Annotated in this window: 21 protein-coding genes; 12 read left to right on the plus strand and 9 right to left on the minus strand. The window is 62.5% G+C overall.

Annotated elements, in window-relative coordinates; translation table 11 throughout:
- Window positions 1-22: 22 nt before the first annotated feature.
- Window positions 23-502, plus strand: coding sequence for an Lrp/AsnC family transcriptional regulator (locus tag ACYAS9_RS10020; protein WP_459744244.1), 480 nt, complete (start codon window positions 23-25; stop codon window positions 500-502).
- 9 nt (window positions 503-511) lie between these two features.
- On the opposite strand, the gene ACYAS9_RS10025 is transcribed toward ACYAS9_RS10020, so the two are convergent.
- The 4 genes from ACYAS9_RS10025 to ACYAS9_RS10040 all read right to left on the minus strand — a co-directional run bounded on the left by ACYAS9_RS10025 (window position 512) and on the right by ACYAS9_RS10040 (window position 6,446).
- Window positions 512-1,147: a pseudouridine synthase gene (locus ACYAS9_RS10025; RefSeq protein WP_463568133.1), complete on the minus strand. Its 636-nt coding sequence runs from the start codon at window positions 1,145-1,147 to the stop codon at window positions 512-514.
- Between the two features lie 74 nt (window positions 1,148-1,221).
- A complete protein-coding gene (gene amn / locus ACYAS9_RS10030; protein ID WP_463568134.1) occupies window positions 1,222-2,718 on the minus strand; it encodes an AMP nucleosidase in 1,497 nt (498 codons plus the stop codon).
- 10 nt (window positions 2,719-2,728) lie between these two features.
- A complete protein-coding gene (locus tag ACYAS9_RS10035) occupies window positions 2,729-4,378 on the minus strand; it encodes an acyl-CoA dehydrogenase family protein (RefSeq protein ID WP_463568135.1) in 1,650 nt (549 codons plus the stop codon).
- A gap of 46 nt (window positions 4,379-4,424) precedes the next feature.
- Window positions 4,425-6,446, minus strand: a complete 2,022-nt coding sequence (locus tag ACYAS9_RS10040; protein WP_463568136.1) for a 7TM diverse intracellular signaling domain-containing protein — start codon at window positions 6,444-6,446, stop codon at window positions 4,425-4,427.
- Window positions 6,447-6,782: 336 nt separating this feature from the next.
- Here ACYAS9_RS10040 and ACYAS9_RS10045 point away from each other — a divergent pair, with 336 nt between their 5' ends.
- The gene (locus ACYAS9_RS10045) at window positions 6,783-7,583 is read left to right on the plus strand and encodes a hydroxymethylpyrimidine/phosphomethylpyrimidine kinase (protein ID WP_463568137.1); all 801 of its coding nucleotides are present in this window, start codon (window positions 6,783-6,785) and stop codon (window positions 7,581-7,583) included.
- A 22-nt stretch (window positions 7,584-7,605) separates the two neighbouring features.
- The gene (gene thiE / locus ACYAS9_RS10050) at window positions 7,606-8,229 is read left to right on the plus strand and encodes a thiamine phosphate synthase (RefSeq protein ID WP_463568138.1); all 624 of its coding nucleotides are present in this window, start codon (window positions 7,606-7,608) and stop codon (window positions 8,227-8,229) included.
- 3 nt (window positions 8,230-8,232) lie between these two features.
- On the opposite strand, the gene ACYAS9_RS10055 is transcribed toward thiE, so the two are convergent.
- Both ACYAS9_RS10055 and ACYAS9_RS10060 read right to left on the minus strand, forming a co-directional pair.
- Window positions 8,233-8,730 carry a methylated-DNA--[protein]-cysteine S-methyltransferase gene (locus ACYAS9_RS10055; protein WP_463568139.1) on the minus strand — a complete coding sequence of 166 codons (498 nt, stop codon included), beginning with the start codon at window positions 8,728-8,730 and terminating at the stop codon, window positions 8,233-8,235.
- A complete protein-coding gene (locus ACYAS9_RS10060; RefSeq protein ID WP_463568140.1) occupies window positions 8,727-10,223 on the minus strand; it encodes an AlkA N-terminal domain-containing protein in 1,497 nt (498 codons plus the stop codon). Before ACYAS9_RS10060 ends, ACYAS9_RS10055 begins: the two co-directional genes overlap by 4 nt.
- 109 nt (window positions 10,224-10,332) lie before the next feature.
- On the opposite strand from ACYAS9_RS10060, the gene hemL reads away from it, so the two are divergent.
- Window positions 10,333-11,616, plus strand: coding sequence for a glutamate-1-semialdehyde 2,1-aminomutase (gene hemL / locus ACYAS9_RS10065; RefSeq protein WP_463568141.1), 1,284 nt, complete (start codon window positions 10,333-10,335; stop codon window positions 11,614-11,616).
- 198 nt (window positions 11,617-11,814) lie between these two features.
- On the plus strand, window positions 11,815-12,366 hold the full coding sequence (locus tag ACYAS9_RS10070) for a tetratricopeptide repeat protein (protein WP_459744229.1): 552 nt from the start codon (window positions 11,815-11,817) through the stop codon (window positions 12,364-12,366).
- Between the two features lie 6 nt (window positions 12,367-12,372).
- Here ACYAS9_RS10070 and ACYAS9_RS10075 read toward each other — a convergent pair whose 3' ends face one another.
- Window positions 12,373-12,699 (minus strand): DUF1820 family protein, encoded by a 327-nt coding sequence (locus tag ACYAS9_RS10075; protein WP_056841884.1) that lies wholly within the window; start codon window positions 12,697-12,699, stop codon window positions 12,373-12,375.
- A gap of 130 nt (window positions 12,700-12,829) precedes the next feature.
- Between ACYAS9_RS10075 and miaB the strand changes: the two genes are divergently transcribed.
- The 5 genes from miaB to lnt all read left to right on the plus strand — a co-directional run bounded on the left by miaB (window position 12,830) and on the right by lnt (window position 18,223).
- Window positions 12,830-14,158 (plus strand): tRNA (N6-isopentenyl adenosine(37)-C2)-methylthiotransferase MiaB, encoded by a 1,329-nt coding sequence (miaB, locus tag ACYAS9_RS10080; protein ID WP_463568142.1) that lies wholly within the window; start codon window positions 12,830-12,832, stop codon window positions 14,156-14,158.
- Window positions 14,159-14,324: 166 nt separating this feature from the next.
- Window positions 14,325-15,311 carry a PhoH family protein gene (locus tag ACYAS9_RS10085; RefSeq protein WP_463568143.1) on the plus strand — a complete coding sequence of 329 codons (987 nt, stop codon included), beginning with the start codon at window positions 14,325-14,327 and terminating at the stop codon, window positions 15,309-15,311.
- Window positions 15,304-15,804 carry an rRNA maturation RNase YbeY gene (ybeY, locus tag ACYAS9_RS10090; protein WP_463568187.1) on the plus strand — a complete coding sequence of 167 codons (501 nt, stop codon included), beginning with the start codon at window positions 15,304-15,306 and terminating at the stop codon, window positions 15,802-15,804. The genes ACYAS9_RS10085 and ybeY overlap by 8 nt, the downstream gene beginning before the upstream one ends.
- A 5-nt stretch (window positions 15,805-15,809) precedes the next feature.
- Window positions 15,810-16,652: an HlyC/CorC family transporter gene (locus ACYAS9_RS10095; RefSeq protein WP_463568144.1), complete on the plus strand. Its 843-nt coding sequence runs from the start codon at window positions 15,810-15,812 to the stop codon at window positions 16,650-16,652.
- A gap of 29 nt (window positions 16,653-16,681) precedes the next feature.
- Entirely contained in the window at window positions 16,682-18,223 is a 1,542-nt protein-coding gene (gene lnt / locus ACYAS9_RS10100; RefSeq protein ID WP_463568145.1) for an apolipoprotein N-acyltransferase, read from the plus strand.
- Between the two features lie 46 nt (window positions 18,224-18,269).
- On the opposite strand, the gene ACYAS9_RS10105 is transcribed toward lnt, so the two are convergent.
- Window positions 18,270-19,031, minus strand: a complete 762-nt coding sequence (locus tag ACYAS9_RS10105; protein WP_463568146.1) for a YdcF family protein — start codon at window positions 19,029-19,031, stop codon at window positions 18,270-18,272.
- 84 nt (window positions 19,032-19,115) lie between these two features.
- Window positions 19,116-19,484 (minus strand): hypothetical protein, encoded by a 369-nt coding sequence (locus ACYAS9_RS10110; protein WP_463568188.1) that lies wholly within the window; start codon window positions 19,482-19,484, stop codon window positions 19,116-19,118.
- A 310-nt stretch (window positions 19,485-19,794) separates the two neighbouring features.
- Between ACYAS9_RS10110 and leuS the strand changes: the two genes are divergently transcribed.
- Window positions 19,795-22,401, plus strand: a complete 2,607-nt coding sequence (leuS, locus tag ACYAS9_RS10115) for a leucine--tRNA ligase (protein ID WP_463568147.1) — start codon at window positions 19,795-19,797, stop codon at window positions 22,399-22,401.
- An 87-nt stretch (window positions 22,402-22,488) separates the two neighbouring features.
- A complete protein-coding gene (locus ACYAS9_RS10120; RefSeq protein WP_463568148.1) occupies window positions 22,489-23,094 on the plus strand; it encodes an LPS-assembly lipoprotein LptE in 606 nt (201 codons plus the stop codon).
- The last annotated feature ends 16 nt before the right edge of the window (window positions 23,095-23,110 follow it).

Below are 23,110 nucleotides of genomic sequence, written 5' to 3' on the forward strand. Positions count from 1 at the left end.
AGAACTCATAAAGGTGAACATCGTGAGCAAGCTCGACAGATACGACCTGAGCATTTTGGCTGAACTGCAGCGCGATGCGCGCATATCCAACCAGGAACTGGCAGAGCGCATCGGCCTGTCGCCCTCGCCCTGCTCACGCCGGGTCAAGCAGCTTGAAGACGACGGCTATATCGTGCGTCAGGTCGCGCTGCTGGACCGCAAGAAGCTGGGCCTGAGCCTGACCGCCTATGTGCTGATCGGCATGGACCGTCACACACCGGAACGCTTCGAAAACTTCGAGCAGCATATCCGCAACCTGCCGCAGGTGCTGGAATGCAGCCTGGTGACCGGGATGGATGCCGACTATCAGCTCAAGGTCGTGGTGCCGGACATGGACCACTACCAGAAGCTGCTGCTGGGCCACCTGACCCGTATCGACGGCGTGACCAGCGTCAAATCCAGCTTCGTGCTTAACCAGGTACTGGCCAGCACCGAAATGCCCCTGACACACCTGCGTAACTAAGCTTGGAGCTCACAACTCAAAGCTTGCGGCTTCACGGTATTGGCCTTGTTCCAGGCCTTCGAGTGTCCAGGGGCCGATGCGGACCCGCACCAGCCGCAAGGTCGGCAAGCCGACGGCGGCGGTCATGCGCCTGACCTGACGGTTGCGCCCTTCCCTGATCACCAGTTCCAGCCAGCGGGTCGGAATACTCTGGCGAAAGCGCACCGGCGGATTACGCGGCCACAAGGCCGGTTCGTCGATAGCGCGGGCCTCGGCGGGCAAGGTCGGGCCGTCGTTGAGCGTCACGCCATCGCGCAATTGCTGGATTTGCGCTTCGCTCGGCTCGCCCTCGACCTGCACCCAGTACGTCTTGGCCAGCTTGTGTTTAGGGTCGGCGATTTTCGCCTGCAACTGGCCGTCGTTGGTCAGCAGCAACAGGCCTTCACTGTCACGGTCCAGACGGCCGGCCGGGTAAATACCGGGGATATCGATAAAGTCCTTGAGCGTGGCGCGGCCCTGATCGTCGCTGAACTGGGTCAGTACATCGAATGGCTTGTTGAACAGAATCAGCTTCGGCTCGGCCGGCGGCGCCTTGGCGACACGCCGTGGAGCAGCGGCTTTGCCGGAGGCCGGACGCCGGGGCGCAGGACGTTGGGTACGGGACATGACAGTGACCGGAAAAAACAAAGCGCCATTGTAGCCGTACCCACCGCTGAGCGGCGATCCATCGCCGCCACCTGTCACCGGAACGGTGGTTCGTCGAAGCTGCGCAGTTTGCGTGAGTGCAGTGAGTTGAGTTCGGCGCGCAGCAGATCCAGGGCCGCGATACCGATTTTCAGGTGCTGGCTGACCGCGCGGTTATAAAAGGCGTTGGCCGAGCCCGGCAGTTTGATTTCGCTGTGCAGCGGCTTGTCGGAGACGCACAGCAAGGTGCCGTACGGCACGCGCAGGCGATAGCCTTGCGCTGCGATGGTGCCGCTTTCCATGTCGACGGCGACAGCGCGGGACAGGTTGATCAGCGGCCGTTCCTGCGCCCAACGCAGTTCCCAGTTGCGGTCGTCGTAAGTCAGAACCGTGCCGGTGCGCAGACGCTTCTTGAGGTCTTCGCCACGTTCGCCAGTGACCTGTGCAGCGGCTTCCTGCAGGGCCAGTTGCACCTCGGCCAGCGCCGGGATCGGGATGTGCGGTGGCAGTACGCGGTCGAGAATGCCGTCGCGGCGCATGTAGGCGTGGGCCAGCACATAGTCGCCGATGGTCTGCGACTGACGCAGGCCGCCGCAGTGGCCGATCATCAGCCAGCAGTGCGGACGCAGCACTGCAAGGTGGTCGGTGATGTTCTTGGCGTTGGACGGGCCGACGCCGATGTTGACCAGGGTCACGCCATGGCCGTCTTCGGCCACCAGGTGATAGGCCGGCATCTGGTAGCGGTGCCAGACCACGCTGGCGACCACGCTTTGGGCTTCTTCGGCGTCCATCTGCTTGTCGACGATGACATTGCCCGGCAGCACCAGACGCACGAAACGCGGGTCGTCACGCAGGGTTTCCAGGCCATGCATGATGAACTGGTCGACATAGCGGTGGTAGTTGGTCAGCAGGATCCACGGTTGTACATGGCGCCAGTCGCTACCGGTGTAATGCACCAGGCGGCGCAGCGAGAAATCGGTGCGGGCGGCGTCGAACAGCGCCAGCGGCAGCGGGTCGGCGTTGGCCCAGTCGTGCAGGCCGTCGGCGATACCATCGGTGGTGGCCGACAGGTCGGTGCTGGGGAAGACCCGCGCCAGCGCCGCGGCGGTGATGCCGGTGCCGGCCAGTTCGTCGCCCTGCTCGACCACGTACGGATAAGGAATGGTCTTTTCACTGAAGCCCACTTCCAGGGTGACGTTGAAGTCACGGATCAGCGGGCCGAGCTGTTCGAGCAGGTATTTGCGAAACGCCGCCGGCTGGGTCACGGTCACGGTGTAGGTGCCGGGCAACTGGACCTTGGCGTAGGCGCGCGTGGTGGTCGGCACTTCGCCGTTGGAGGTGTAGGTCAGACGCAGTTCAGGGTAGCGAAACAGCGCACGCTGTTCGGCATCGGGCTCGATGCGCTCCTTGAGGTAACGCTTGAGGGCCTGGCTCAAGGCGCCGGTGGCGCGCTCGTGCAGCTCGGCCAGTTGTTGAACGGCCTGTTCGGCGGTTTCTACGACAACAAAAGCATGGGTCACGGTAAAGGTCCTGTCTGACGTGCAGTGCTGCATCGTAACCGGCTCATGCCACCTGTGGCGATGCACGCGCCAACAATGTTTCGCAGTCCACCCCTTGCGGCAGTGCGCCATAGGCCCTGGCCTGGGTACGCAAGCGGCCGGCGATGAAGCCGTCGCTGACCGCGCTGACGCCGGCCTCGAGCAACAGCCGCGCCTGCAGGGCCAAGGCAATATCCTCGGTCAGTTGCCGGGCCCGATAAGGCAGGTTTTCTCGATCGGCCAGGTCATTCTTGAGCTGCTGCACGTGGCGGGTCAGGTCGGCATCGCCGCGGCCGTCGTCGAGTTCGTCGAACAGGGCATCGAGCACGCCGGGCTCACGCTCCAGCGCACGCAGCACATCCAGGCACTGGACGTTGCCCGAGCCTTCCCAGATCGAGTTGACCGGCGCTTCGCGGTACAGGCGCGGCAGAATACTGTCTTCGATATAGCCGGCGCCGCCCAGGCATTCGGCGGCCTCGTTGATCATCGCCGGGGCGCGTTTGCAGATCCAGTATTTACCCACCGCCGTGACCAGGCGGATAAAGCGCGCCTGATGATCGTCGCCAGCGTTATCCAGTGCATGGGCCATGCGCAAGGTCAGCGCCAGCGCCGCCTCGCTTTCCAGCGCCAGATCGGCCAGCACGTTTTGCATCAACGGTTGCTGCGCCAACACCCGCCCGCCGACTTTACGGTGCGCGCAGTGGTGAGTGGCCTGGGTCAGGGCCTGACGCATAAGGGCGCTGGAGCCGACCATGCAGTCGAAGCGGGTCATGGCGACCATTTCGATGATGGTCGCGACACCACGCCCCTCCTCACCCAGCATCCAGGCCAGCGCGCCGCGAAACTCGACTTCGCAGGAGGCATTCGAGCTGTTGCCGAGTTTGTCTTTGAGACGCTGGATCTGGAAAGCGTTGAGGGTGTCGTCCGGGCGATGGCGCGGCAGCAGAAAACAGCTCAGGCCCTTGTCGGTCTGCGCCAGGGTCAGAAAGGCATCGCACATCGGCGCCGAGCAGAACCACTTGTGGCCGACCAGTTCATAGGCCTGTCCCGGCCCGCCAGCGCCGACCGCATAAGCCCGCGTGGTGTTGGCGCGCACATCGGTGCCGCCCTGTTTCTCGGTCATGGCCATGCCGAGGGTGACACCGGGCTTGTAGGCCATGCCGACGTTACGCGGGTCGTACTCAGTGGCCAGCACCTTGGGCAGCCAGACTTGCGCCAGGTCGGGCTGCATTTTAAGCGCCGGCACGCTGGCGAAGGTCATGGTCAACGGGCAGCCGCTGCCGGGCTCGGCCTGGGTGTGCAGGTAACTCATGGCGGCACGGGCGACATGCGCGCCGGGTTGCGGCTCACACCACGGCAAGGACGGGATGCCGTGCTCGATGGCGGTGCGCATCAGCAAGTGCCAGGCAGGATGAAATTCGATCAGGTCGATGCGCTGCCCGTAGCGGTCGTGGCTGTGAAACTCAGGTTTGTGCCGGTTGGCCAGAAAGCCCGCTTCCATCAGCGGACCACCGGCCAGAGCGCCGTAGGCGTCGATACGTGAATCCGCCCAGCCGGCGCCGAAGTGGCGAACCCAGGCTTGCAGCGGCAGGTCGATGCGGTACAGGTTGAAGCCGTCGAGCGGCGGCGGCTGATTGGTGACTTCGTGGGTCTGGGCCAATGAATGCAGGTTCATGATGGCGTCCTCGGGTCAGCGGACCAAGCGGGTAAACCGCAGTGAATCACGCACCCCGCAGTTTAAAAAGCGCCATACCGGACGAACCATCGGCGCATTTGCCTTGTTGTTCACTGACGGTCGTCAGCACCACCGGCAAGGGCAGGCTCAAGGTGAAACAACTGCCCCGGCCCGGCTCGGAATGATGGCTGAGGCGCCCGCCCTGCAACTCGATCAGTTGCCGACAGATCGCCAGGCCAATGCCCAGACCGCCGTACTCGCGGGTCATCGAGCTGTCGACCTGGAAGAAGCGCTGGTACAACACCGCCTCGTCGAGACGCCTGAAACCGATGCCGGTGTCCACCACATCGATCTGCAAGTGGCACTTGTCCGCGTCGTGACGCTGACCGCGCAGGCGCAGCGTGACGGCGCCCTGGCGGGTGAACTTGATCGCGTTGTCGACCAGGCACTCGATGCACTGGTAGAGCTTGTCGGGATCGCCACGCAGGCAGCGCGGCAGTCGCGAATCCATGTCAAGGCGCAGCTGCAAGCCCTTGGCCTGCGCCGCGCCGATGAAGCGCGCGTGCAGGCGGCGGGTCAGGCTGTGCAACTCGAACACTTCGTTCTGGGCATACAACGCACCGGCCTGGAGCTCGGTCAGGGTCAGCATGCCGTTGATCAAGTGCATCATTTCCTGCGAGGAACTGGCCGCAGTCTGCTGGTACATCTGCAGTTCACCGTCCATGGGCACGGTGCGCATCAGTTCAAGGGAGCCAATGATGCCGTTCATGGGCGTGCGCAATTCGTGGGTGAGCGTGGCGAGAAACTCGTCCTTGAGGCGGTTGCTGGTCGCCAGTTGCGTGTTCAGTCGTTCAAGGTCCTTGCCGGCTTCCAGCAGGTTCTGCGCCTGCAACTCACGGGCATGATTGATGCGGTCGGCCAGGGCCAGCGACAGCAGGCACACCTCGAGCACCGAGCCGATCTGGCTGGCGTACATGGTCAGGAAGGTGTTGGGCAGATAGCCCATGAGCATCACGGCATTGATCAGGCCGCCGAACAGAAACGCCGACCACGCCACCAGAAAATAGCGCGCCACCCGCACCCGGCGGAACGCGGCGATGATGCCGATGGTGAACACCAGCACGGTGAACACCATGACCAGCAGCGTGACCGTTCGCAGCGCCAGCCCATAATCGGCAAACAGCGCCAGGCCCATGACCACCACCGCACTGCCCATCATCCAGATCAGCAGGTTGTCCAGCCAGCGCCCCAGCAACGCTGTCTGCAGGAAACTACGGGTGAACTGGCTGGCAAACAACACAGAGGCGCCCATCAGAAACGGCGTCGCGGTGTTGGCCCACCAGGGATTGTCGGGCCACAGGTATTCGATGGCCGCGCCATTGACCGACACCTGGTACAAGCCGAACGAGGCGATATACAGGATGTAATACAGGTAACTGGTATCGCGCACGCTGACATAGATGAACAGGTTGTAGACCAGCATGCCCAGCAACACGCCATAGATCAGCCCGAGGGTATAGATACGCGAGGGTTGTTCTTCGAGGTAGGCATGGCTGGACCACAGGTTCAGCGGTGCCTGCACCGAGCCGTTACTGGCGACGCGCACATAGGCGGTCATCGTCTCGCCGGGCTTGAGCGGCAGCTCGAAGACATAATTGTTCTGGCGAATCTGGCGACTGGAGAACGGCAACATGTCGCCGGTCTGCCAGCTCATTTGCCGGCGGCCGCTGGCGTCGAGCAGGTACACATCGACATGGTCCATCGGCGGGTAGGCCAGTTCCAGCAGCCAGTCGGAATGCCGGGCCGGATCACGCGGCAGGTAGGCCAGGTCGATTTTCATCCAGAACGCCGAACGCGAATAGCCGGCATTCAGGGTTGCCTGGCCCAAGGGACGGAAGGCCTGGGCCATGTCGGCACGGCTGACCTGTTCGATGCCCACAGTACCGCTGGTGTCTTCGAACACTTCAGTCCAGCGGCCGAGCGACAGATTGCGGGTGCTTTCGTCGAACTCGACGGCATGGGCCAGTATCGGCAGGCAAGCAACCAGCAGGATCAGCAAGTAGCGCATGAAAGCCCCAAGGTAGTCCGTCGCACTCCCTCGATCCCTGAAGCGACGCCCTGCAGTTTTCCATCCGTGAAGCAGGTTCAATAGGTTCCTTACCCGTGCCGGGTCGCGCTACAGGCCGCCAGTGGCAGGCCTTGTGCTAGCGTCCGTGCACAGACAGACAAGGATAGCTGTTAATCATCCAAAGGCACCATGCCTTTGAATTTCAAGCGAAGGCTCTGGTTCGGGCTATTAAGACGCAACAAGTCAGGAATGCGACACACCGCACAAAGTCGCGCAGGCGAAATTTTCAGGGCCCTGGCAGCGGCCCCCGCGAAGTTGATGATAAGCTCGCGCACCATGAACACACTCTATAGCACCCGCCCCGTAGTTCTCTGCCTGTCCGGTCACGACCCCAGTGGTGGCGCCGGTTTGCAGGCCGATATCGAAGCCCTGCTTGCCCAGGGTTGCCATGCCGCTCCTGCCGTGACCGCATTGACGGTTCAGGACACGGTGAATGTCAGCGACTTCCGCGTTCTGGACCGTGAATGGGTGTTGGCCCAGGCCAATGCCGTGCTCAACGACTCGACGGTCGAGGCCGTCAAGCTGGGCATGCTCGGCTCGCTGGAAATGGTCGACACCGTGGTCGGCCTGCTCAGCGCGCACCCGCACTTGCCGGTGGTCTGTGACCCGGTACTGCGCGCAGGCGGCGGCGGCCGGCTGGGCAAGGATGAAGTCGGCTATGCGATGCGCGAGCGCTTGCTGCCCCTGTCGACCATTGCCACGCCCAACCTGCCCGAAGCACGCATCCTCGCCGAACTGCCTGAAGGCACGGCCGACGAGTGCGCGGCACGCCTGCTGGAATACTGCCAGCACCTGTTGATCACCGGCGGCCATGGTGATGAAGAACAGGTGCATAACCGCCTGTACATTCGTGGCCAGCAACCGCTCACCTTTACCTGCCAGCGCCTGCCGGGCAGCTATCATGGTTCAGGTTGCACACTGGCAAGCGCCCTGGCCGGACGTCTGGCGCTGGGCCAGGAACTGGTCAGTGCCGTCGAGTCGGCGCTGGATTACACCTGGCGCACCCTGCGCGATGCCGACCTGCTGGGTCGGGGTCAGTTCGTACCGCGCCGCCTGCCGCTGGATTTCTGTTCGTGACCACCCTAGCGAGGCCAGCTCCATGAAGCTACGCGGCCTGTACGCCATCACCGACGGCCAGTTGCTGGCCGGCAGGTTTCTGTCCTACGTCGAGGCTGCCCTTGAGGGCGGCGTCACGCTGCTGCAATACCGCGACAAGACCCATGACGAATCGCGCCGCCTGCGCGAAGCCAGCGAATTGCTCAAGCTGTGCGAGCGCTACAAGACCCGCCTGATCATCAACGACGACGCCGAACTGGCGGCGCGTCTGGGCGTTGGCGTGCATCTGGGCCAGACCGATGGCTCGCTGTCCAATGCCCGGGCCTTGCTGGGCCATAAAGCGATTGTCGGCGCCACCTGTCACGGCCGGCTCGAACTGGCTGAACAGGCCAAGGCCGATGGCGCCACCTATGTGGCATTCGGGCGTTTTTTCAACTCGGTGACCAAGCCCGATGCACCGGCCGTCCCGCTGCAATTGCTTGAACAGGTTCGCGCCAGGATCAACCTGCCGATTGCAGTGATCGGTGGAATCACCCTGGAGAATGCCGCGCCACTGGTAGAGCACGGGGCCGATCTGCTGGCGGTGGTCAACGGCCTGTTCGGCGCTGACAGCCCCGCCGAAGTGACCCGCCGGGCGCGGGCCTTCAATGCATTGCTGGGGCGCTGACCGTTAACCCAGCTTGAAGCCCTGCGCGCACTCCAGTGCCAGCAGGGCTTGCTTGCGGTCGACGCCGCCAGCGTAGCCGGTCAGATCGCCGGAGGCGCCCACCACCCGGTGACACGGCACGATGATCGAGATCGGGTTGCGCCCATTGGCGGTGCCTACCGCCCGCGAATGCCCCGCGCTCAGGCCCATCTTGCGCGCCATGGCGCCATAAGACAGCACCTCGCCATACGGAATACGCGCCAGTTCCTGCCAGACCTGCTCCTGAAAGGGCGTGCCACGGGCGCGCAACGGCAGGTCGAAAACCTGGCGCTCGCCACTGAAGAACTCCTGCAACTGCTCACGGGCCTGCGCGATGATGCGCGGCACATTCGCCTCGTCCGTGAGTTGCAACAGCTCGGGGTAATGTTTCTGGCCGATGAAAAACACACCGGTCAGGGCGTCATCTTCGGCCCGCAGGACGATATCGCCCAGCGGGCTGCTCAACAGATAGCCTGTGTTCATTGTTTTGCCTCCTCACTTAAACGCCACAGATGCACCACGGCATAAGCCCGCCACGGCGCCCAACGGCTGGCATGCGCATCGAGCTGCGCAGCACTGCTGCAACCCAGGTACTTCTTTAGCACCGCATCGCCGTGCGGGAATGCATTGGGCCAGCCCAGCGCACGCATGGCAATGTATTGCACGGTCCATTCGCCGATACCGCGAATCTGCCGCAGCGCCGCCAGGGTTTGCTCCAGCGGCACCAAAGGCTCCAGCACGATACGGCCTGCCGCCACTTCCCTGGCGACCAGAATGATCGCCTCGGCACGAATACGGATCAGCCCGGTGGCAATCAGCGCCTCGGGCTCCAGTTCGGCAAGTACGTCGGCTTTCGGGAAGGCCTGCTGTAAGCCTTCGGGGGCTTGCGCGACCGGCGTGCCGTAGCGTTCGGCGATACGGCCCAGAATCTGCCGGGCGCGCAGCACCGAAATCTGCTGGCCGACCACCGCCCGTACGGCGATTTCAAAGCCATCGAAAGCGCCCGGCACGCGCATGCCCGGCAAGCCTTCGGCCAGCGGACCCAGATGCGCATCGACCAGATCGGGCCGGCAGCCGGTATCGAATACCCGCCGCAGCAAACCCAGTATCTGCGCAATGGCCGGCTGTATCGTGCTGCAGATTTCTACCTGCAAGGCATGCCGCGATGCGGCATGGCGAACACGTACCCAGCCGGTCAGGCGCTGGCCCGCCTGCTCAAGTTCGATGGCGCGGCTGTAGCTGTCGGCGTCGACCCGCTCGACGCCGGCAATACAACGATGGGCCAGAAAGGCCAGAACGCCGGGCCAGGAAAACGGTGGCCGGTAAGCCAGTTCAAGGTTCAGGCTCTGCGCCGCCGGCACCTGCCGGGCCTTGCGCAGGCGTGAGGGGTTGAGTGCATAGCGTGCCTGGAATACGTCATTGAAGCGCCGCACGCTGCCAAAGCCTGACACCAACGCCACCTCGGTCATCGGCAGACCGGTTTCGGTCAGCAAGCGCTTGGCGATCAGCAGCCGCTGGGTCTGGGCAAACTCGATCAGGCTCACCCCGAAGTGCGCCTCGAAGAGACGCCGCAGATGGCGAGCGGTAACGCCCACTCTTTGCGCCAGGTCTTCCAGATTGCAGCCCGTGAGATAGCCGTCTTCGATCAGCCGCGCCGCCGCCTCGGCCAGTCGCTCGGACGCCTCCAGCGCTGCGTGCCCGGGCGCCAGTTCCGGACGGCAGCGCAGGCACGGCCGAAAGCCTGCGTGCTCGGCCGCGGCGGCCGAGTTGTAAAACGTGCAGTTGCGCGCCAGCGGCGCACGCACCGGGCACACCGGCCGGCAATAGATACCGGTCGAGGACACGCCCATGAAAAACCAGCCGTCAAAACGACGGTCGCGGGCGACAAAGGCGGCGTAGCAGACTTGCGGGTCGAGGGTTTTCATAAGCCAGACTCTAAGCCAGCGCCTGGCAAATGTCTGGCTGAAATCGGACATCGACAGCCGCCAGTCAAGTGGCTTTTGCTATAGTGCCGCCTCTTGCGCCGTGTGGCCTTGCAAGGCCCGCGCAGACACGACTTTCCGTTTCAAAAGCAGAGACCCGATCATGTCCCGTTCCGAAACACTGTTCGCCAACGCCCAAAAACACATCCCCGGCGGAGTCAACTCCCCGGTGCGCGCCTTCAAGAGCGTCGGCGGTACGCCGTTGTTCTTCAAGCACGCCGAAGGCGCCTATGTGACGGACGAAGACGACAAGCGCTACGTTGACTATGTCGGTTCCTGGGGCCCGATGATCCTCGGCCACAGCCATCCCGAAGTGCTCGACGCGGTGCGCGCACAGTTGGCACACGGCCTGTCGTATGGCGCGCCGACCGCGATGGAAACCGAGATGGCCGATCTGGTCTGCTCGCTGGTGCCGTCGATGGAAATGGTGCGCATGGTCAGCTCCGGCACCGAAGCGACCATGAGTGCAATTCGCCTGGCCCGTGGTTACACCGGCCGCGACAGCATCATCAAGTTCGAAGGCTGCTACCACGGTCACTCCGACAGCCTGCTGGTCAAGGCCGGCTCCGGCGCATTGACCCTGGGCGTGCCGAGTTCGCCCGGCGTGCCGGCGGCCTTTGCCAGACACACCCTGACTGCACCGTTCAACGATCTGGAAGCGGTGCGCAGCATGCTCGCCGAAGTGGGCCAGGAAGTGGCGTGCATCATCGTCGAGCCAGTGGCCGGCAACATGAACTGCGTGCCACCGGCACCGGGTTATCTGCAAGGCCTGCGTGAGCTGTGCGACGAGCACGGCGTGGTGCTGATTTTCGACGAAGTGATGACCGGTTTCCGCGTCGCACTCGGCGGCGCCCAGGCGTATTACGGCGTGACCCCGGACCTGTCGACCTTCGGCAAGATCATCGGCGGCGGCATGCCGGTCGGCTGCTTTGGCGGCAAGCGCGAGATCATGTCGCACATCGCCCCGCTGGGCCCGGTCTATCAGGCCGGCACCCTGTCGGGCAACCCGCTGGCCATGGCCGCCGGCCTGACCACGTTGCGCCTGATCAGCCGTCCGGGTTTTCATGCAGAACTGGAGGCCTACACCTCTCGCCTGCTGGCAGGCCTGCAGGAACGTGCCGACGCGGCCGGCATCGCCTTCACCACGACGCAAGCCGGTGGCATGTTCGGTCTGTATTTCACCGAGAGCAAAGCCATCGTCACCTTCAATGATGTGATGACCAGCGATGCCGAGCGCTTCAAGCGCTTCTTCCACCTGATGCTCGACGGCGGCGTGTACCTGGCGCCGAGCGCCTTCGAGGCCGGCTTCACCTCCATCGCTCATGGCGAGGCAGAGTTGCAGTTGACCCTGGATGCCGCTGAAAAGGCGTTTGCCGCACTGAAATAAGCGGATTGCGCCCGCTCATGAAAATAGCGGGCGCAAATGCCTTAGTGCTCTACCCTCTAAAAACAAGGCTTTTAAAAGCCGTGCAGCAGAAAATCCGTAAACACTTTGTAAGGTGGGCTCCGCTTATTTCATAATGCGCAGCCAGCACCTTCAGCTGCACAGTACGCCCGCATCTTTTTCAGAGGCAAGTCGACTCCCATGAACCGCACCGGCCGCACCCTTGCATTGGGCTGCCTGTTGCTTGTCTATCCCCTGCTGACCCAGGCAGCAGGCGGCAACTCGTTGTTGATCCCAGCGATGGGTCGTTGCACCCTCAATACGCTGCCGGAAAACCTGCCAGATGCCTTGAGCGCCTGTCAGCAGGCGGCGCAATCGGGGGATGCACAGGCGCAATACGAGTTGGGCGAGTTCTACTACGAAGGCAAACAGACCGAGCGCGACCTGAGCCAGGCGCTGAACTATTTCGAGAAAGCCTCGCTGCAAGGCCATGCCCAGGCGCAATACCGGCTGGGCTCGATGTTTGCCGCCGGCGAAGGTGTGCCGGTCAACAACATTCAGGCTTACGTGGTGCTGAAGATGGCTGCGGTCAACGGCTCGGAAGACGCGCTGGACGCCGCCGACGAAGTGTCGGCCAAGATGCAGCGCAACGAGCTGGAAATCGCCACCCAGGTGCTGGGGCAGATTTTCCGCAAATACCTGCTTGAGTTGCAGACGGCTGAAGGGCGCACGCCCTTCTCGCCATTGCCCTAGCCGGAATTACTTCTCCGGCATCGGCACCGGGAACGGCATGACATTGCTGCCGCCCTTCGCTTCACTGATCTTTGGCGTGCCCATGCGCTCGACTTCGTCGATGCGCACGATCGAGTGCATCGGCACGAAACTGCGCACGACGCCCTCGAACTGAGCCTTGAGCTTTTCTTCGCTAGGGTCCACGACCACGGTCGTGCGCTCGCCAAAGACAAACTCCTCGACTTCAAGAAACCCCCACAGATCGCTCTGGTAGATCTGCTTGGCGTACATTTCGAACACCTGGCCCTGGTTGAGGAAAATCACTTTGTAAATGGGAGATTCGCGTTTGGTCATGGTCGACAGGCAATGATCACAGAGGTGAAAAAGAGCGGAACTATAGCACGCCCGCCGGACAGGCAATGCTAGAACACAACCCACATCCCCCCTATAATGCGCGGTTCTTTGAATCAGCAGATTAGTGAGCATGGCCAAGAAGCTTTATATCGAAACCCACGGTTGCCAGATGAACGAGTACGACAGCTCGCGCATGGTCGATCTGCTGGGCGAACATCAAGCACTGGAAGTCACCGCACGCGCCGAAGATGCCGACGTGATCCTGCTCAACACCTGCTCGATTCGCGAACGTGCCCAGGACCGGGTGTATTCCCAGCTCGGCCGCTGGCGCGAGTTGAAGCTGGCCAACCCCGAGATGGTGATTGCCGTCGGCGGTTGCGTGGCCAGCCAGGAAGGCGCCGCCATTCGTGACCGCGCGCCGTATGTCGACGTGGTCTTCGGTCCGCAGACCCTGCACCGCCTGCCGGAAATGATCGATGCCGCGCGCGTCAGCGGTCAGCCGCAGGTCGACGTCTCGTTCCCGGAAATCGAAAAGTTCGACCATTTGCCCGAGCCTCGCGTCGACGGCCCGACCGCTTATGTGTCGGTCATGGAAGGCTGCAGCAAATACTGCACCTTCTGCGTGGTGCCTTACACCCGTGGCGAAGAAGTCAGCCGGCCGTTCGACGATGTGCTGGGCGAGGTCATCCACCTGGCCGAAAACGGCGTGCGTGAAGTCACCTTGCTGGGCCAGAACGTCAACGGTTATCGCAGCACCCATCCCGACGGCAGCGTCGCCGACCTGGCCGACCTGATTCGCGTGGTGGCCGCCATCGATGGCATCGACCGCATCCGCTACACCACCTCGCACCCGCTGGAGTTCTCCGACAGTCTGATCCAGGCCCATGCCGAGGTGCCGGAGCTGGTCAAACACCTGCATTTGCCGGTGCAATCGGGCTCTGACCGCGTGCTGGCAGCGATGAAACGCAACCACACCGTGCTGGAATACAAATCGCGGCTGCGCAAGCTCAAGGCCGCGGTGCCGGACATCTGCATCAGCTCGGACTTCATCATCGGCTTCCCGGGCGAAACCGAAAAAGACTTCGAAAACACCATGAAGCTGGTGCAGGACGTGGGCTTCGACTTCTCGTTCTCCTTCGTCTACAGCCCGCGCCCCGGTACGCCGGCCGCCGATCTGAAGGACGAGACCCCGGAAGAGGTGAAAAAGCAGCGACTGGCCGCTTTGCAACATCGCCTGAACCAACAGGGTTTCGAGATCAGCCGACAGATGGTGGGCTCGACCCAGCGCATTCTGGTGACCGACTATTCGCGAAAAGACCCCGGCCAGTTGCAGGGGCGCACCGAGAACAACCGGATCGTCAATTTCAGCTGCGATAACCCCGGCCTGATCGGCCAGTTCGTCGATGTACACATCGATGCCGCACAGCCGCATTCGCTGCGTGGTTCGCTGCTGCAATAAATCCGCTACGGGCGGCAATCCGACAAAAGGCTCAATACCGAGCCTTTTGCGGCCAAAGCCGCTCGGGCGACATAAGCTCATTACAAGTCAGAGCTTTCGCACAGACAACGCTGGGGTTATTCTTCAGTCCAACCCCCACAGCCGTCAGGCGGCCAAAAAGAAGACCTTGAACGCACCCATAGAACCTCATCGTTTCACCCTCGAACCTTTCGAGGCCCATCGTTTCGCCAACCTGTGCGGACAACTCGACGAGCACTTGCGCCTGATCGAACAGCGCCTGGACATCGAGATCCGTAACCGTGGCAATCAGTTCGAACTGATCGGCGAACCCAGGCTCACCTCCTCGGCAGAAAATCTGTTGCGCCGTCTGTATCGGGAAGCCAAGGCTGCCGAACTGACGCCGGACATGGTTCACCTGTTCCTGCAGGAAACCGGCATCGACGACGCGGAGCACAATCCGGTCGCCGAGGCCAGCGTGGGCCTGCGTACCAAGAAGGGCATGATTCGCCCGCGCGGCGTCAATCAGCAGCGCTACGTCAAGGCGGTGCTGGGCAACGACATCAACTTCGGCATCGGCCCTGCTGGTACCGGCAAGACCTGGCTGGCCGTGGCCTGCGCCGTCGATGCCCTGGAGCGCGAGCAGATCCGTCGCATCCTGCTGGTTCGCCCGGCCGTCGAGGCCGGTGAAAAACTCGGCTTCCTGCCCGGCGACCTGGCCCAGAAGATCGACCCGTACCTGCGCCCGCTCTACGACGCGCTGTACGAGATGCTCGGTTTCGAATACGTGGCCAAGCTGATCGAGAAGCAAGTGATCGAAATTGCCCCGCTGGCCTACATGCGCGGTCGTACCCTTAATAACAGCTTCATCATTCTCGACGAGAGTCAGAACACCACCGTCGAGCAGATGAAGATGTTCCTGACCCGTATTGGCTTTGGCTCCACCGCCGTGATCACCGGCGACATCACCCAGGTCGACCTGCCACGCGGCACCAAGTCGGGCCTGGCGCACGTCATTGACGTGCTCAAGGATGTGCCGGGCATCAGCTTTACCCATTTCCAGCCAAAAGATGTGGTGCGCCACCCGCTGGTGCAGCGCATTGTCGAAGCCTACGAGCGCTTCGAAGCCCGCGATGAAGGCCACCGCAATGCTTGAGCTGGACCTGCAAATCGCCAGCAAAACCTGCGCGCCCACCGAAGCCCAGTTTCGCCTCTGGTGCGAAATGGGCCTGCGTGCGCGCACGGCCGATTCGGAAATGACCATCCGGCTGGTGGATGAAACCGAAGGCCGCGAGCTCAATCACACCTGGCGGCACAAGGATTACGCCACCAACGTGCTGTCGTTCCCGGCCGATGTGCCCGATGACCTGCTGGATATCCCGTTACTGGGTGACCTGGTCATCTGCGTCCCGGTGGTCAACCGCGAAGCGCAGGAGCAGGGCAAGCAGCCCGATGCTCACTGGGCGCACATGGTGATCCATGGCTGCCTGCATCTGCTTGGCTTCGATCATATAGACGATGAAGAAGCCGAAGAAATGGAAGCGCTGGAACGAACGTTGCTTGAGGAACTGGGCTACCCGGATCCTTACGCGGACGACGACAGCGAAGAACCTCAACATTCAGAGACACCAAGCAAGGACCACGAGTAAGGGCCATGAGCGAAGATCGATCGAGCAACGGGCAAAAGTCATGGCTGGGCAAATTGACCCAGGCTTTTGCCCACGAGCCCAAGAACCGCCAGGAGCTGCTGGAGCTGCTGCGCGAAGCCCATCAGAACAAGCTGCTGGACAGCGAGGCACTGGCCATCGTTGAAGGCGCCATTCAGGTGGCCGACCTGCAGGTACGCGACATCATGGTGCCGCGCTCGCAGATGATCAGCATCCGCGCCACGCAGACGCCGCGCGAATTCCTGCCCGCCGTCATCGATGCCGCCCACTCGCGCTACCCGGTGATCGGCGAAAGCCACGACGATGTGCTCGGCGTGCTGCTGGCCAAGGATCTGCTGCCGCTGATCCTGCAAGCCGACAGCGACCAGCAGGACATCAAGAAACTGCTGCGCCCAGCCACCTTCGTACCGGAGTCCAAGCGCCTGAACGTGCTGTTGCGCGAGTTTCGCGCCAACCACAATCACATGGCCATCGTCATCGACGAATACGGCGGTGTGGCGGGCCTGGTGACCATTGAAGACGTGCTGGAGCAGATCGTCGGCGACATCGAGGACGAGCATGACGTCGAGGAAGACAGCTACATCAAGCCGCTGCCCAGCGGTGACTTCCTGGTCAAGGCCCTGACGCCGATCGAAAGCTTCAACGAGTTTTTCGACAGCGAGTTCTCCGACGACGAGTTCGACACGGTGGGCGGCCTGGTGATGAATGCCTTCGGTCATCTGCCCAAGCGCAACGAAACCACCGAGATCGGCGCCTATCGCTTCCGCATCCTCAACGCCGACAGCCGCCGCATTCACCTGCTGCGCCTGAGCCCGTTGTCCCGGGCATAACCTGTATTACGCCGTATTAAGGATTTTTGATGCGCTGGATCACCCGCCCCGGCTGGCCCGGTAACCTGCTGGCCGTGGCGGCCGGTGGTCTCACCACACTGGCCCTGGCGCCATTCGATATCTGGCCACTGGCATTGCTGGCCGCTGCGCTGTTTTACCTGGGCCTGCGCGATTTGAGTCCGCGCCAGGCCTTGTGGCGCGGCTGGTGCTTTGGTTTTGGCCTGTACGGCGCCGGCACCAGCTGGATCTACGTCAGCATCAACACCTACGGCGGTGCTTCGGCGCTGCTCGCAGGCTTGCTGATGCTGTCGTTCATTGCCGCCATTGCCTGGTTCTTCGCCCTGCCCGCCTGGGCCTGGGCGCGCTGGCTGCGGCGCACGCCACATCCCTTGGCCGACGCCTTGGCGTTCGCGGCATTGTGGGTGGTGCAGGAAGTCTTTCGCGGCTGGTTCCTCACCGGTTTTCCGTGGCTGTACTCCGGCTACAGCCAGCTCGACGGCCCGCTGGCCGGGCTCGTGCCGCTGGGCGGTGTGTGGCTGGCGTCCTTTGCCCTGGCGTTGACGGCGGCCGTACTCTGCAACCTGCCGCGCCTGCGCGCGCAGCGCTCAAGCCTGGCGGCTGGCGTGGCGCTGCTGCTCGCACCGTGGGTGATCGGTCTGGCACTGAAGGATCACGCCTGGACCTCGCCGGCCGGCAAGCCGCTGACGGTTGCGGCCTTGCAAGGCAATGTCGAACAAACCCTGAAATGGGACCCTGAGCACCTCAACGCGCAACTGGCGTTGTACCGTGACATGACCTTTCGCTCAAAGCAGGCCGACCTGATCATCTGGCCGGAAACAGCGGTGCCGGTGCTCAAGGAAATGGCTGAAGGCTACCTGAGCATGATGGGGCGCTTTGCTGCCGAGCGGAATTCGGCGCTGATCACCGGCGTGCCGCTGCGCCAGAGCAATCATCAGGGTGAATTCCGTTACTACAACGGCATCACCGTGACCGGCGTCGGCGACGGCACTTACCTGAAGCAGAAACTGGTGCCGTTCGGCGAATACGTGCCGTTGCAGGACCTGCTGCGCGGCCTGATCGAGTTCTTCAACCTGCCCATGTCGGACTTTGCCCGTGGGCCGCATGATCAGCCGTTGCTGCAGGCGCAGGGTTATCAGATCGCGCCGTATATCTGCTACGAAGTGGTGTACCCGGAGTTTGCTGCCGGGCTGGCCGCCAGAAGCGACCTGCTGCTGACGGTCAGTAACGACACCTGGTTCGGCACCTCCATCGGCCCGCTGCAGCACCTGCAAATGGCGCAGATGCGGGCGCTGGAAGCCGGTCGCTGGATGATCCGTGCCACCAACAATGGCGTAACCGCCCTGATCAACCCGTTCGGCCAGATCACCGCCCGCCTGCCTTCGTTCGAACGCGGCGTGCTGTACGGCGAAGTGGTGCCGATGCATGAACTGACCCCGTACCTTCGCTGGCGCTCTTGGCCTTTGGGCGTGGTGTGTTTTGTGCTGCTGGGCTGGGCGTTTGTGGCGGCGCGTAAATCCAGAACCCGCCTTGATGGACATAAACCGTCGTAGGAGCGGCTTCAGCAGCGAAGGTTTCCCTTCCCGGCTAAAGTCGGCCCTACGGGTATATCCACGGGTATACCAGCAAGCCTGCGGCTTCGTTCAGCAGCAATGCGCTCTGGCCGAAGGCGCGGCTTTCCGGTAGCCAGCCGCCAAAAGGCCGGGCGTTATCCACGCCGAGAAAGCCGACCGGTGCGCCAATCACGGTAAAGCCGGCCTGCTCGAAGCTCCAGCGCGCACGCGGCATGTGCCAGGCCTGGGTCACCAGCACCACGCGCTTGAGCCCTGGCGGCAGCAGTTGTTCGGCACTCAGGGTGGCGTTCTCCCAGGTGGTGCGGCTCTGCTCTTCCAGCCAGCGCACGGTGACGCCGAAGTCGTCGCGCAACGTGTCGCCCATGATCCGCGCTTCACTGGGCGGCTCGCCATAATGCAGACCGCCGCTCACCAGCACCGGCAACCCGGACTCCTTGGCCAGCCTTGCGGCCAGTTGCAAACGCTCAAGGCCCAGCGCCGTCGGTGAATCGGCGCCCCAGGTCGGCGAATGCCGCTCGCGGCCATTGCCCAGCACCACGATCACATCGGCCTGCTGCGCAAGGCTTGCCCACTGCGCCCTGGGCAAAGGCGGCACCTGCTCCAGGCTGCGGGCCGCATGCTCGACCACGACCGGCAGGCTCATCAGCCACAACCCACCCAATCCCAGGGCAAAGCAGGCAAAGGCCAGGCGCGGCCGTGAGCGCCGCCAGCACCAGGCAAGCAATAGCAGCAGAAACAGAATGCCGGGCGGCAACAACAGGGTTTTGAACAGATAGCGTAAAGGCATCGGACATCTCCAGAGATGTCCGAAGCCTAAAAGCAATGATGCCAAGCGACAATGCTTGAAAGACGGGCCCGCAGCCCGTGATGGTCAGAACTTGAATGTGGTCTTTGAGTGACCGTTCGATCGGCTTGGGCTCCCAGTACGGCGCTTGTCCTTGAGCCAGATGACCTTGGCCGGCTCGTGCGACGCCTGTAGCGAACCGGATCGCTCCGGTGTTGCCTTGAAACTGTCCTCTGACTTGTCCTTAACAGCCCCGTTTGCGGCCCTTGATCCTTTTTCAAGGTAGGCCTCAATCAGCTCGAACTCGGCATTGGTCAGGCCGTTGAATTCGAGTTCCACCAGCAGTTCGTTGCGAAGACGAACTGCTGTACTTGCCGTTTCCAGCGCAAGCTCCATACGATTGATCAAACGTTCATACAGCTCAGGAGTGCCTGATAGGTGCTGCAACTCTGTCATCCGCTCACCTCGTCGAAGATAGAACATACCCTCGTTCTTGAGCTTAGCGCTGCCACTGAAACAGGCGAGAAACTGCGACCAACGGCGGGAACTATCCACCGGGCACGTCACTCATCGGGGCTTTTGCCGCCTGGCTGCGCAATCAGGGTTTCCCTCGGTAGACAGCGCTCATGTATGCTACGGCGTTTCCTTCACCCCACTTGCGCTTACTCCAGTTTCGACGCACCACCCAGGCCATCGCCCCCGGTGCGTGCCGACCCGGTGAAGCGATGAAGAGGCCAAGGGTCACCCATCCTTAGTAAAAAAAGCCATGCACGAACTCTATCAGCCCCGCGAAATCGAAGCCGCCGCCCAGTCGTTCTGGGACGAGCAAAAATCCTTTGAAGTCAGTGAACAGCCAGGCAAGGAGACCTACTATTGCCTGTCGATGTTTCCTTACCCCAGCGGCAAGCTACACATGGGTCATGTGCGCAACTACACGATCGGTGATGTAATTTCCCGCTACCAGCGCATGCTCGGCAAAAACGTCCTGCAGCCGCTGGGCTGGGATGCTTTCGGCATGCCGGCAGAAAACGCTGCCATCGACAACAACGTAGCGCCCGCCAAGTGGACCTACGAAAACATCGCCTACATGAAGGACCAGCTGAAAAGCCTGGGCCTGGCGATCGACTGGTCGCGTGAAATCACCACCTGCAAGCCCGATTACTACCGTTGGGAGCAATGGCTGTTCACTCGCCTGTTCGAAAAGGGTGTGATCTACCGCAAGAACGGCACTGTGAACTGGGACCCGATCGATCAGACGGTACTGGCCAACGAGCAGGTCATCGACGGCCGTGGCTGGCGTTCGGGCGCGCTGATCGAGAAGCGCGAAATCCCGATGTACTACTTCAAGATCACCGCGTACGCCGATGAACTGCTGACCAGCCTTGACGATCTGCCGGGCTGGCCCGAGCAGGTCAAGACCATGCAGCGCAACTGGATCGGCAAGTCGCGCGGCATGGAAGTGCAGTTCCCGTACGATCAGGCCAGCATCGGCGCAGCCGGTGCCCTGAAAGTATTCACCACCCGCCCCGACACCCTGATGGGCGCGACCTATGTCGCCGTGGCCGCCGAGCATCCGCTGGCAACACAAGCGGCTCAGGGCAACCCTGCGCTGCAAGCGTTCATCGATGAATGCAAGGGCGGCAGCGTGGCCGAAGCCGACGTCGCCACCCAGGAAAAGAAAGGCCTGCCGACCTCGTTGTTCGTCGAGCACCCGCTGACCGGCGAGAAGCTGCCGGTGTGGGTCGCCAACTACGTGCTGATGCACTACGGCGACGGCGCGGTCATGGCCGTGCCGGCACATGATGAGCGCGATTTCGAGTTCGCCACCAAGTACAACCTGCCGATCAAGGCCGTAGTGCGCACCAGCGTGGGCGATGAAGTCACCCACGAATGGCAGGCCGCCTATGGCGAGCACGGCACGCTGATCAATTCCGGCGAGTTCGACGGCCTGGACTTCCAGGGCGCGTTCGACGCCATTGAAGTGGCGCTGATCAAGAAAGACCTTGGCCAGTCGCGCACCCAGTTCCGCCTGCGCGACTGGGGCATCAGCCGCCAGCGCTACTGGGGCTGCCCGATCCCGATCGTGCATTGCGAGCAATGCGGCGACGTGCCGGTGCCGGAAGACCAGTTGCCGGTCGTGCTGCCCGAAGACGTGGTGCCGGACGGCGCCGGCTCGCCGCTGGCACGCATGCCCGAGTTCTATGAGTGCAGCTGCCCGAAATGCGGCGCACCGGCCAAGCGTGAAACCGACACCATGGACACCTTCGTCGAGTCGTCGTGGTACTACGCCCGCTACGCCTCCCCGCACTACGAAGGTGGCCTGGTCGAGCCGAACGCGGCCAACCACTGGCTGCCGGTGGATCAGTACATCGGCGGTATCGAACACGCGATCCTGCACCTGCTGTACGCGCGCTTCTTCCACAAGCTGATGCGCGACGAAGGCCTGGTGACCTCGAACGAGCCGTTCAAGAACCTGCTGACCCAGGGCATGGTCAACGCCGAAACCTATTTCCGCATGGAAACCAGCGGCAAGAAGACCTGGATCAACCCGGCCGACGTGACACTTGAGCGTGACGCCAAGGCCAAGGTCATCAGCGCCAGACTGACCAGCGATGGTTTGCCGGTCGAGATCGGCGGCACCGAGAAGATGTCGAAGTCGAAGAAAAACGGCATCGACCCGCAGACCATGATCGACCAGTACGGCGCCGACACCTGCCGCCTGTTCATGATGTTCGCCTCGCCGCCCGACCAGAGCCTGGAGTGGTCCGATTCCGGCGTCGAAGGTTCGAGCCGCTTCCTGCGCCGCGTCTGGCGTCTGGCCCAGGCCCATGTGACTCAGGGCCTGCCGGGCAAACTTGATCTGGCCGCACTGAACGACGAGCAGAAAGTCATTCGCCGCTCGATTCACCAGGCGATCAAGCAGGCCAGCCAGGATATTGGCCAGAACCAGAAATTCAACACGGTCGTCGCCCAGGTGATGACCTTGATGAACGTACTGGAAAAGTCTGCACAAGCGACCGAACAGGATCGCGCCCTGCTTCAGGAAGGTTTGCAGACCGTGGCCCTGCTGCTCGCGCCGATCACGCCGCACATCAGCCATGAGCTGTGGCAGCAATTGGGCCACAGCACGCCGGTGATTGATGCCGGCTGGCCGGTACTGGATGAAAGCGCGCTGGTGCAGGACACCCTGCAACTGGTGATTCAGGTCAACGGCAAGCTGCGCGGCCACATCGAGATGCCCGCCAGCGCCAGCCGTGAAGAAATCGAAGCGGCCGCCCGGGTCAACGAGAACGTGCTGCGCTTTATCGACGGCCTGACGATCCGCAAGGTCATCGTAGTGCCAGGAAAGCTGGTCAATATCGTCGCAAGTTGATGGTCCCGTGCGCCGGCAGGTTCCGGCGCACGGCCTATTTCCAGGGCGCGCACGAGCAGCCCATACGGATTCAAGGGGAATAAAAAGATGATCAAACGCAATCTGCTGGTGCTGGGTCTGGCTGTGATGCTGAGTGCCTGCGGCTTCCAGCTGCGGGGTACCGGCAGCAATGAACTGGCCATCAAGGAACTGGACGTCAGTGCCCGTAACGCATACGGCGACACCGTCACCCAGCTCAATCGCCTGCTGACCAGCGCCGGCGTCAAGGTCTACACCGGTGCGCAGTACAAGCTGCAACTGGTCAACGAGTCCGAGACCCAGCGTACTGCCAGCTACTCCGGCTCCGGTCGCTCGGCCGAATACCAACTGACCTCGACGCTGGAGTATGAAATCCACGGCATCCAGGATCGCTTCCTGCTGGGCGACAAGGTCAGCGCCGAGCGCATTTATGTACACGACGGTAACAACCTGACCGGCTCCGACCAGGAAGCAGCGCAAATCCGTCAGGAAATGCGTAACGACCTGATCCAGCGCCTGCTCGCTCGCCTGCAACAGCTGACGCCTGAGCGTCTGGAGCAGCTGCAAGCGCGTGCCGATGAAGTGGCCCGTGCCGAAGAACTGGATCGTCAGGCGGCACAACGCCTGCGCGATGCAACGCCTCAGCAGTCGCCTGTCGAAATTCCGACCCGCTAAACCTTACGGGGCCAGC

The sequence above is a fragment of the Pseudomonas sp. HP_08 genome (assembly GCF_055284095.1).

Coding starts and splice junctions, on each gene's coding strand:
- ACYAS9_RS10025 (WP_463568133.1), bottom strand. CDS start 1,147: ATGTCCCGTACCCAACGTCCTGCGCCCCGGCGTCCGGCCTCCGGCAAA.
- amn (WP_463568134.1), bottom strand. CDS start 2,718: ATGCAGCACTGCACGTCAGACAGGACCTTTACCGTGACCCATGCTTTT.
- ACYAS9_RS10035 (WP_463568135.1), bottom strand. CDS start 4,378: ATGAACCTGCATTCATTGGCCCAGACCCACGAAGTCACCAATCAGCCG.
- ACYAS9_RS10040 (WP_463568136.1), bottom strand. CDS start 6,446: ATGCGCTACTTGCTGATCCTGCTGGTTGCTTGCCTGCCGATACTGGCC.
- ACYAS9_RS10045 (WP_463568137.1), top strand. CDS start 6,783: ATGAACACACTCTATAGCACCCGCCCCGTAGTTCTCTGCCTGTCCGGT.
- thiE (WP_463568138.1), top strand. CDS start 7,606: ATGAAGCTACGCGGCCTGTACGCCATCACCGACGGCCAGTTGCTGGCC.
- ACYAS9_RS10055 (WP_463568139.1), bottom strand. CDS start 8,730: ATGAACACAGGCTATCTGTTGAGCAGCCCGCTGGGCGATATCGTCCTG.
- ACYAS9_RS10060 (WP_463568140.1), bottom strand. CDS start 10,223: ATGTCCGATTTCAGCCAGACATTTGCCAGGCGCTGGCTTAGAGTCTGG.
- hemL (WP_463568141.1), top strand. CDS start 10,333: ATGTCCCGTTCCGAAACACTGTTCGCCAACGCCCAAAAACACATCCCC.
- ACYAS9_RS10070 (WP_459744229.1), top strand. CDS start 11,815: ATGAACCGCACCGGCCGCACCCTTGCATTGGGCTGCCTGTTGCTTGTC.
- ACYAS9_RS10075 (WP_056841884.1), bottom strand. CDS start 12,699: ATGACCAAACGCGAATCTCCCATTTACAAAGTGATTTTCCTCAACCAG.
- miaB (WP_463568142.1), top strand. CDS start 12,830: ATGGCCAAGAAGCTTTATATCGAAACCCACGGTTGCCAGATGAACGAG.
- ybeY (WP_463568187.1), top strand. CDS start 15,304: ATGCTTGAGCTGGACCTGCAAATCGCCAGCAAAACCTGCGCGCCCACC.
- ACYAS9_RS10095 (WP_463568144.1), top strand. CDS start 15,810: ATGAGCGAAGATCGATCGAGCAACGGGCAAAAGTCATGGCTGGGCAAA.
- lnt (WP_463568145.1), top strand. CDS start 16,682: ATGCGCTGGATCACCCGCCCCGGCTGGCCCGGTAACCTGCTGGCCGTG.
- ACYAS9_RS10105 (WP_463568146.1), bottom strand. CDS start 19,031: ATGCCTTTACGCTATCTGTTCAAAACCCTGTTGTTGCCGCCCGGCATT.
- ACYAS9_RS10110 (WP_463568188.1), bottom strand. CDS start 19,484: ATGACAGAGTTGCAGCACCTATCAGGCACTCCTGAGCTGTATGAACGT.
- leuS (WP_463568147.1), top strand. CDS start 19,795: ATGCACGAACTCTATCAGCCCCGCGAAATCGAAGCCGCCGCCCAGTCG.
- ACYAS9_RS10120 (WP_463568148.1), top strand. CDS start 22,489: ATGATCAAACGCAATCTGCTGGTGCTGGGTCTGGCTGTGATGCTGAGT.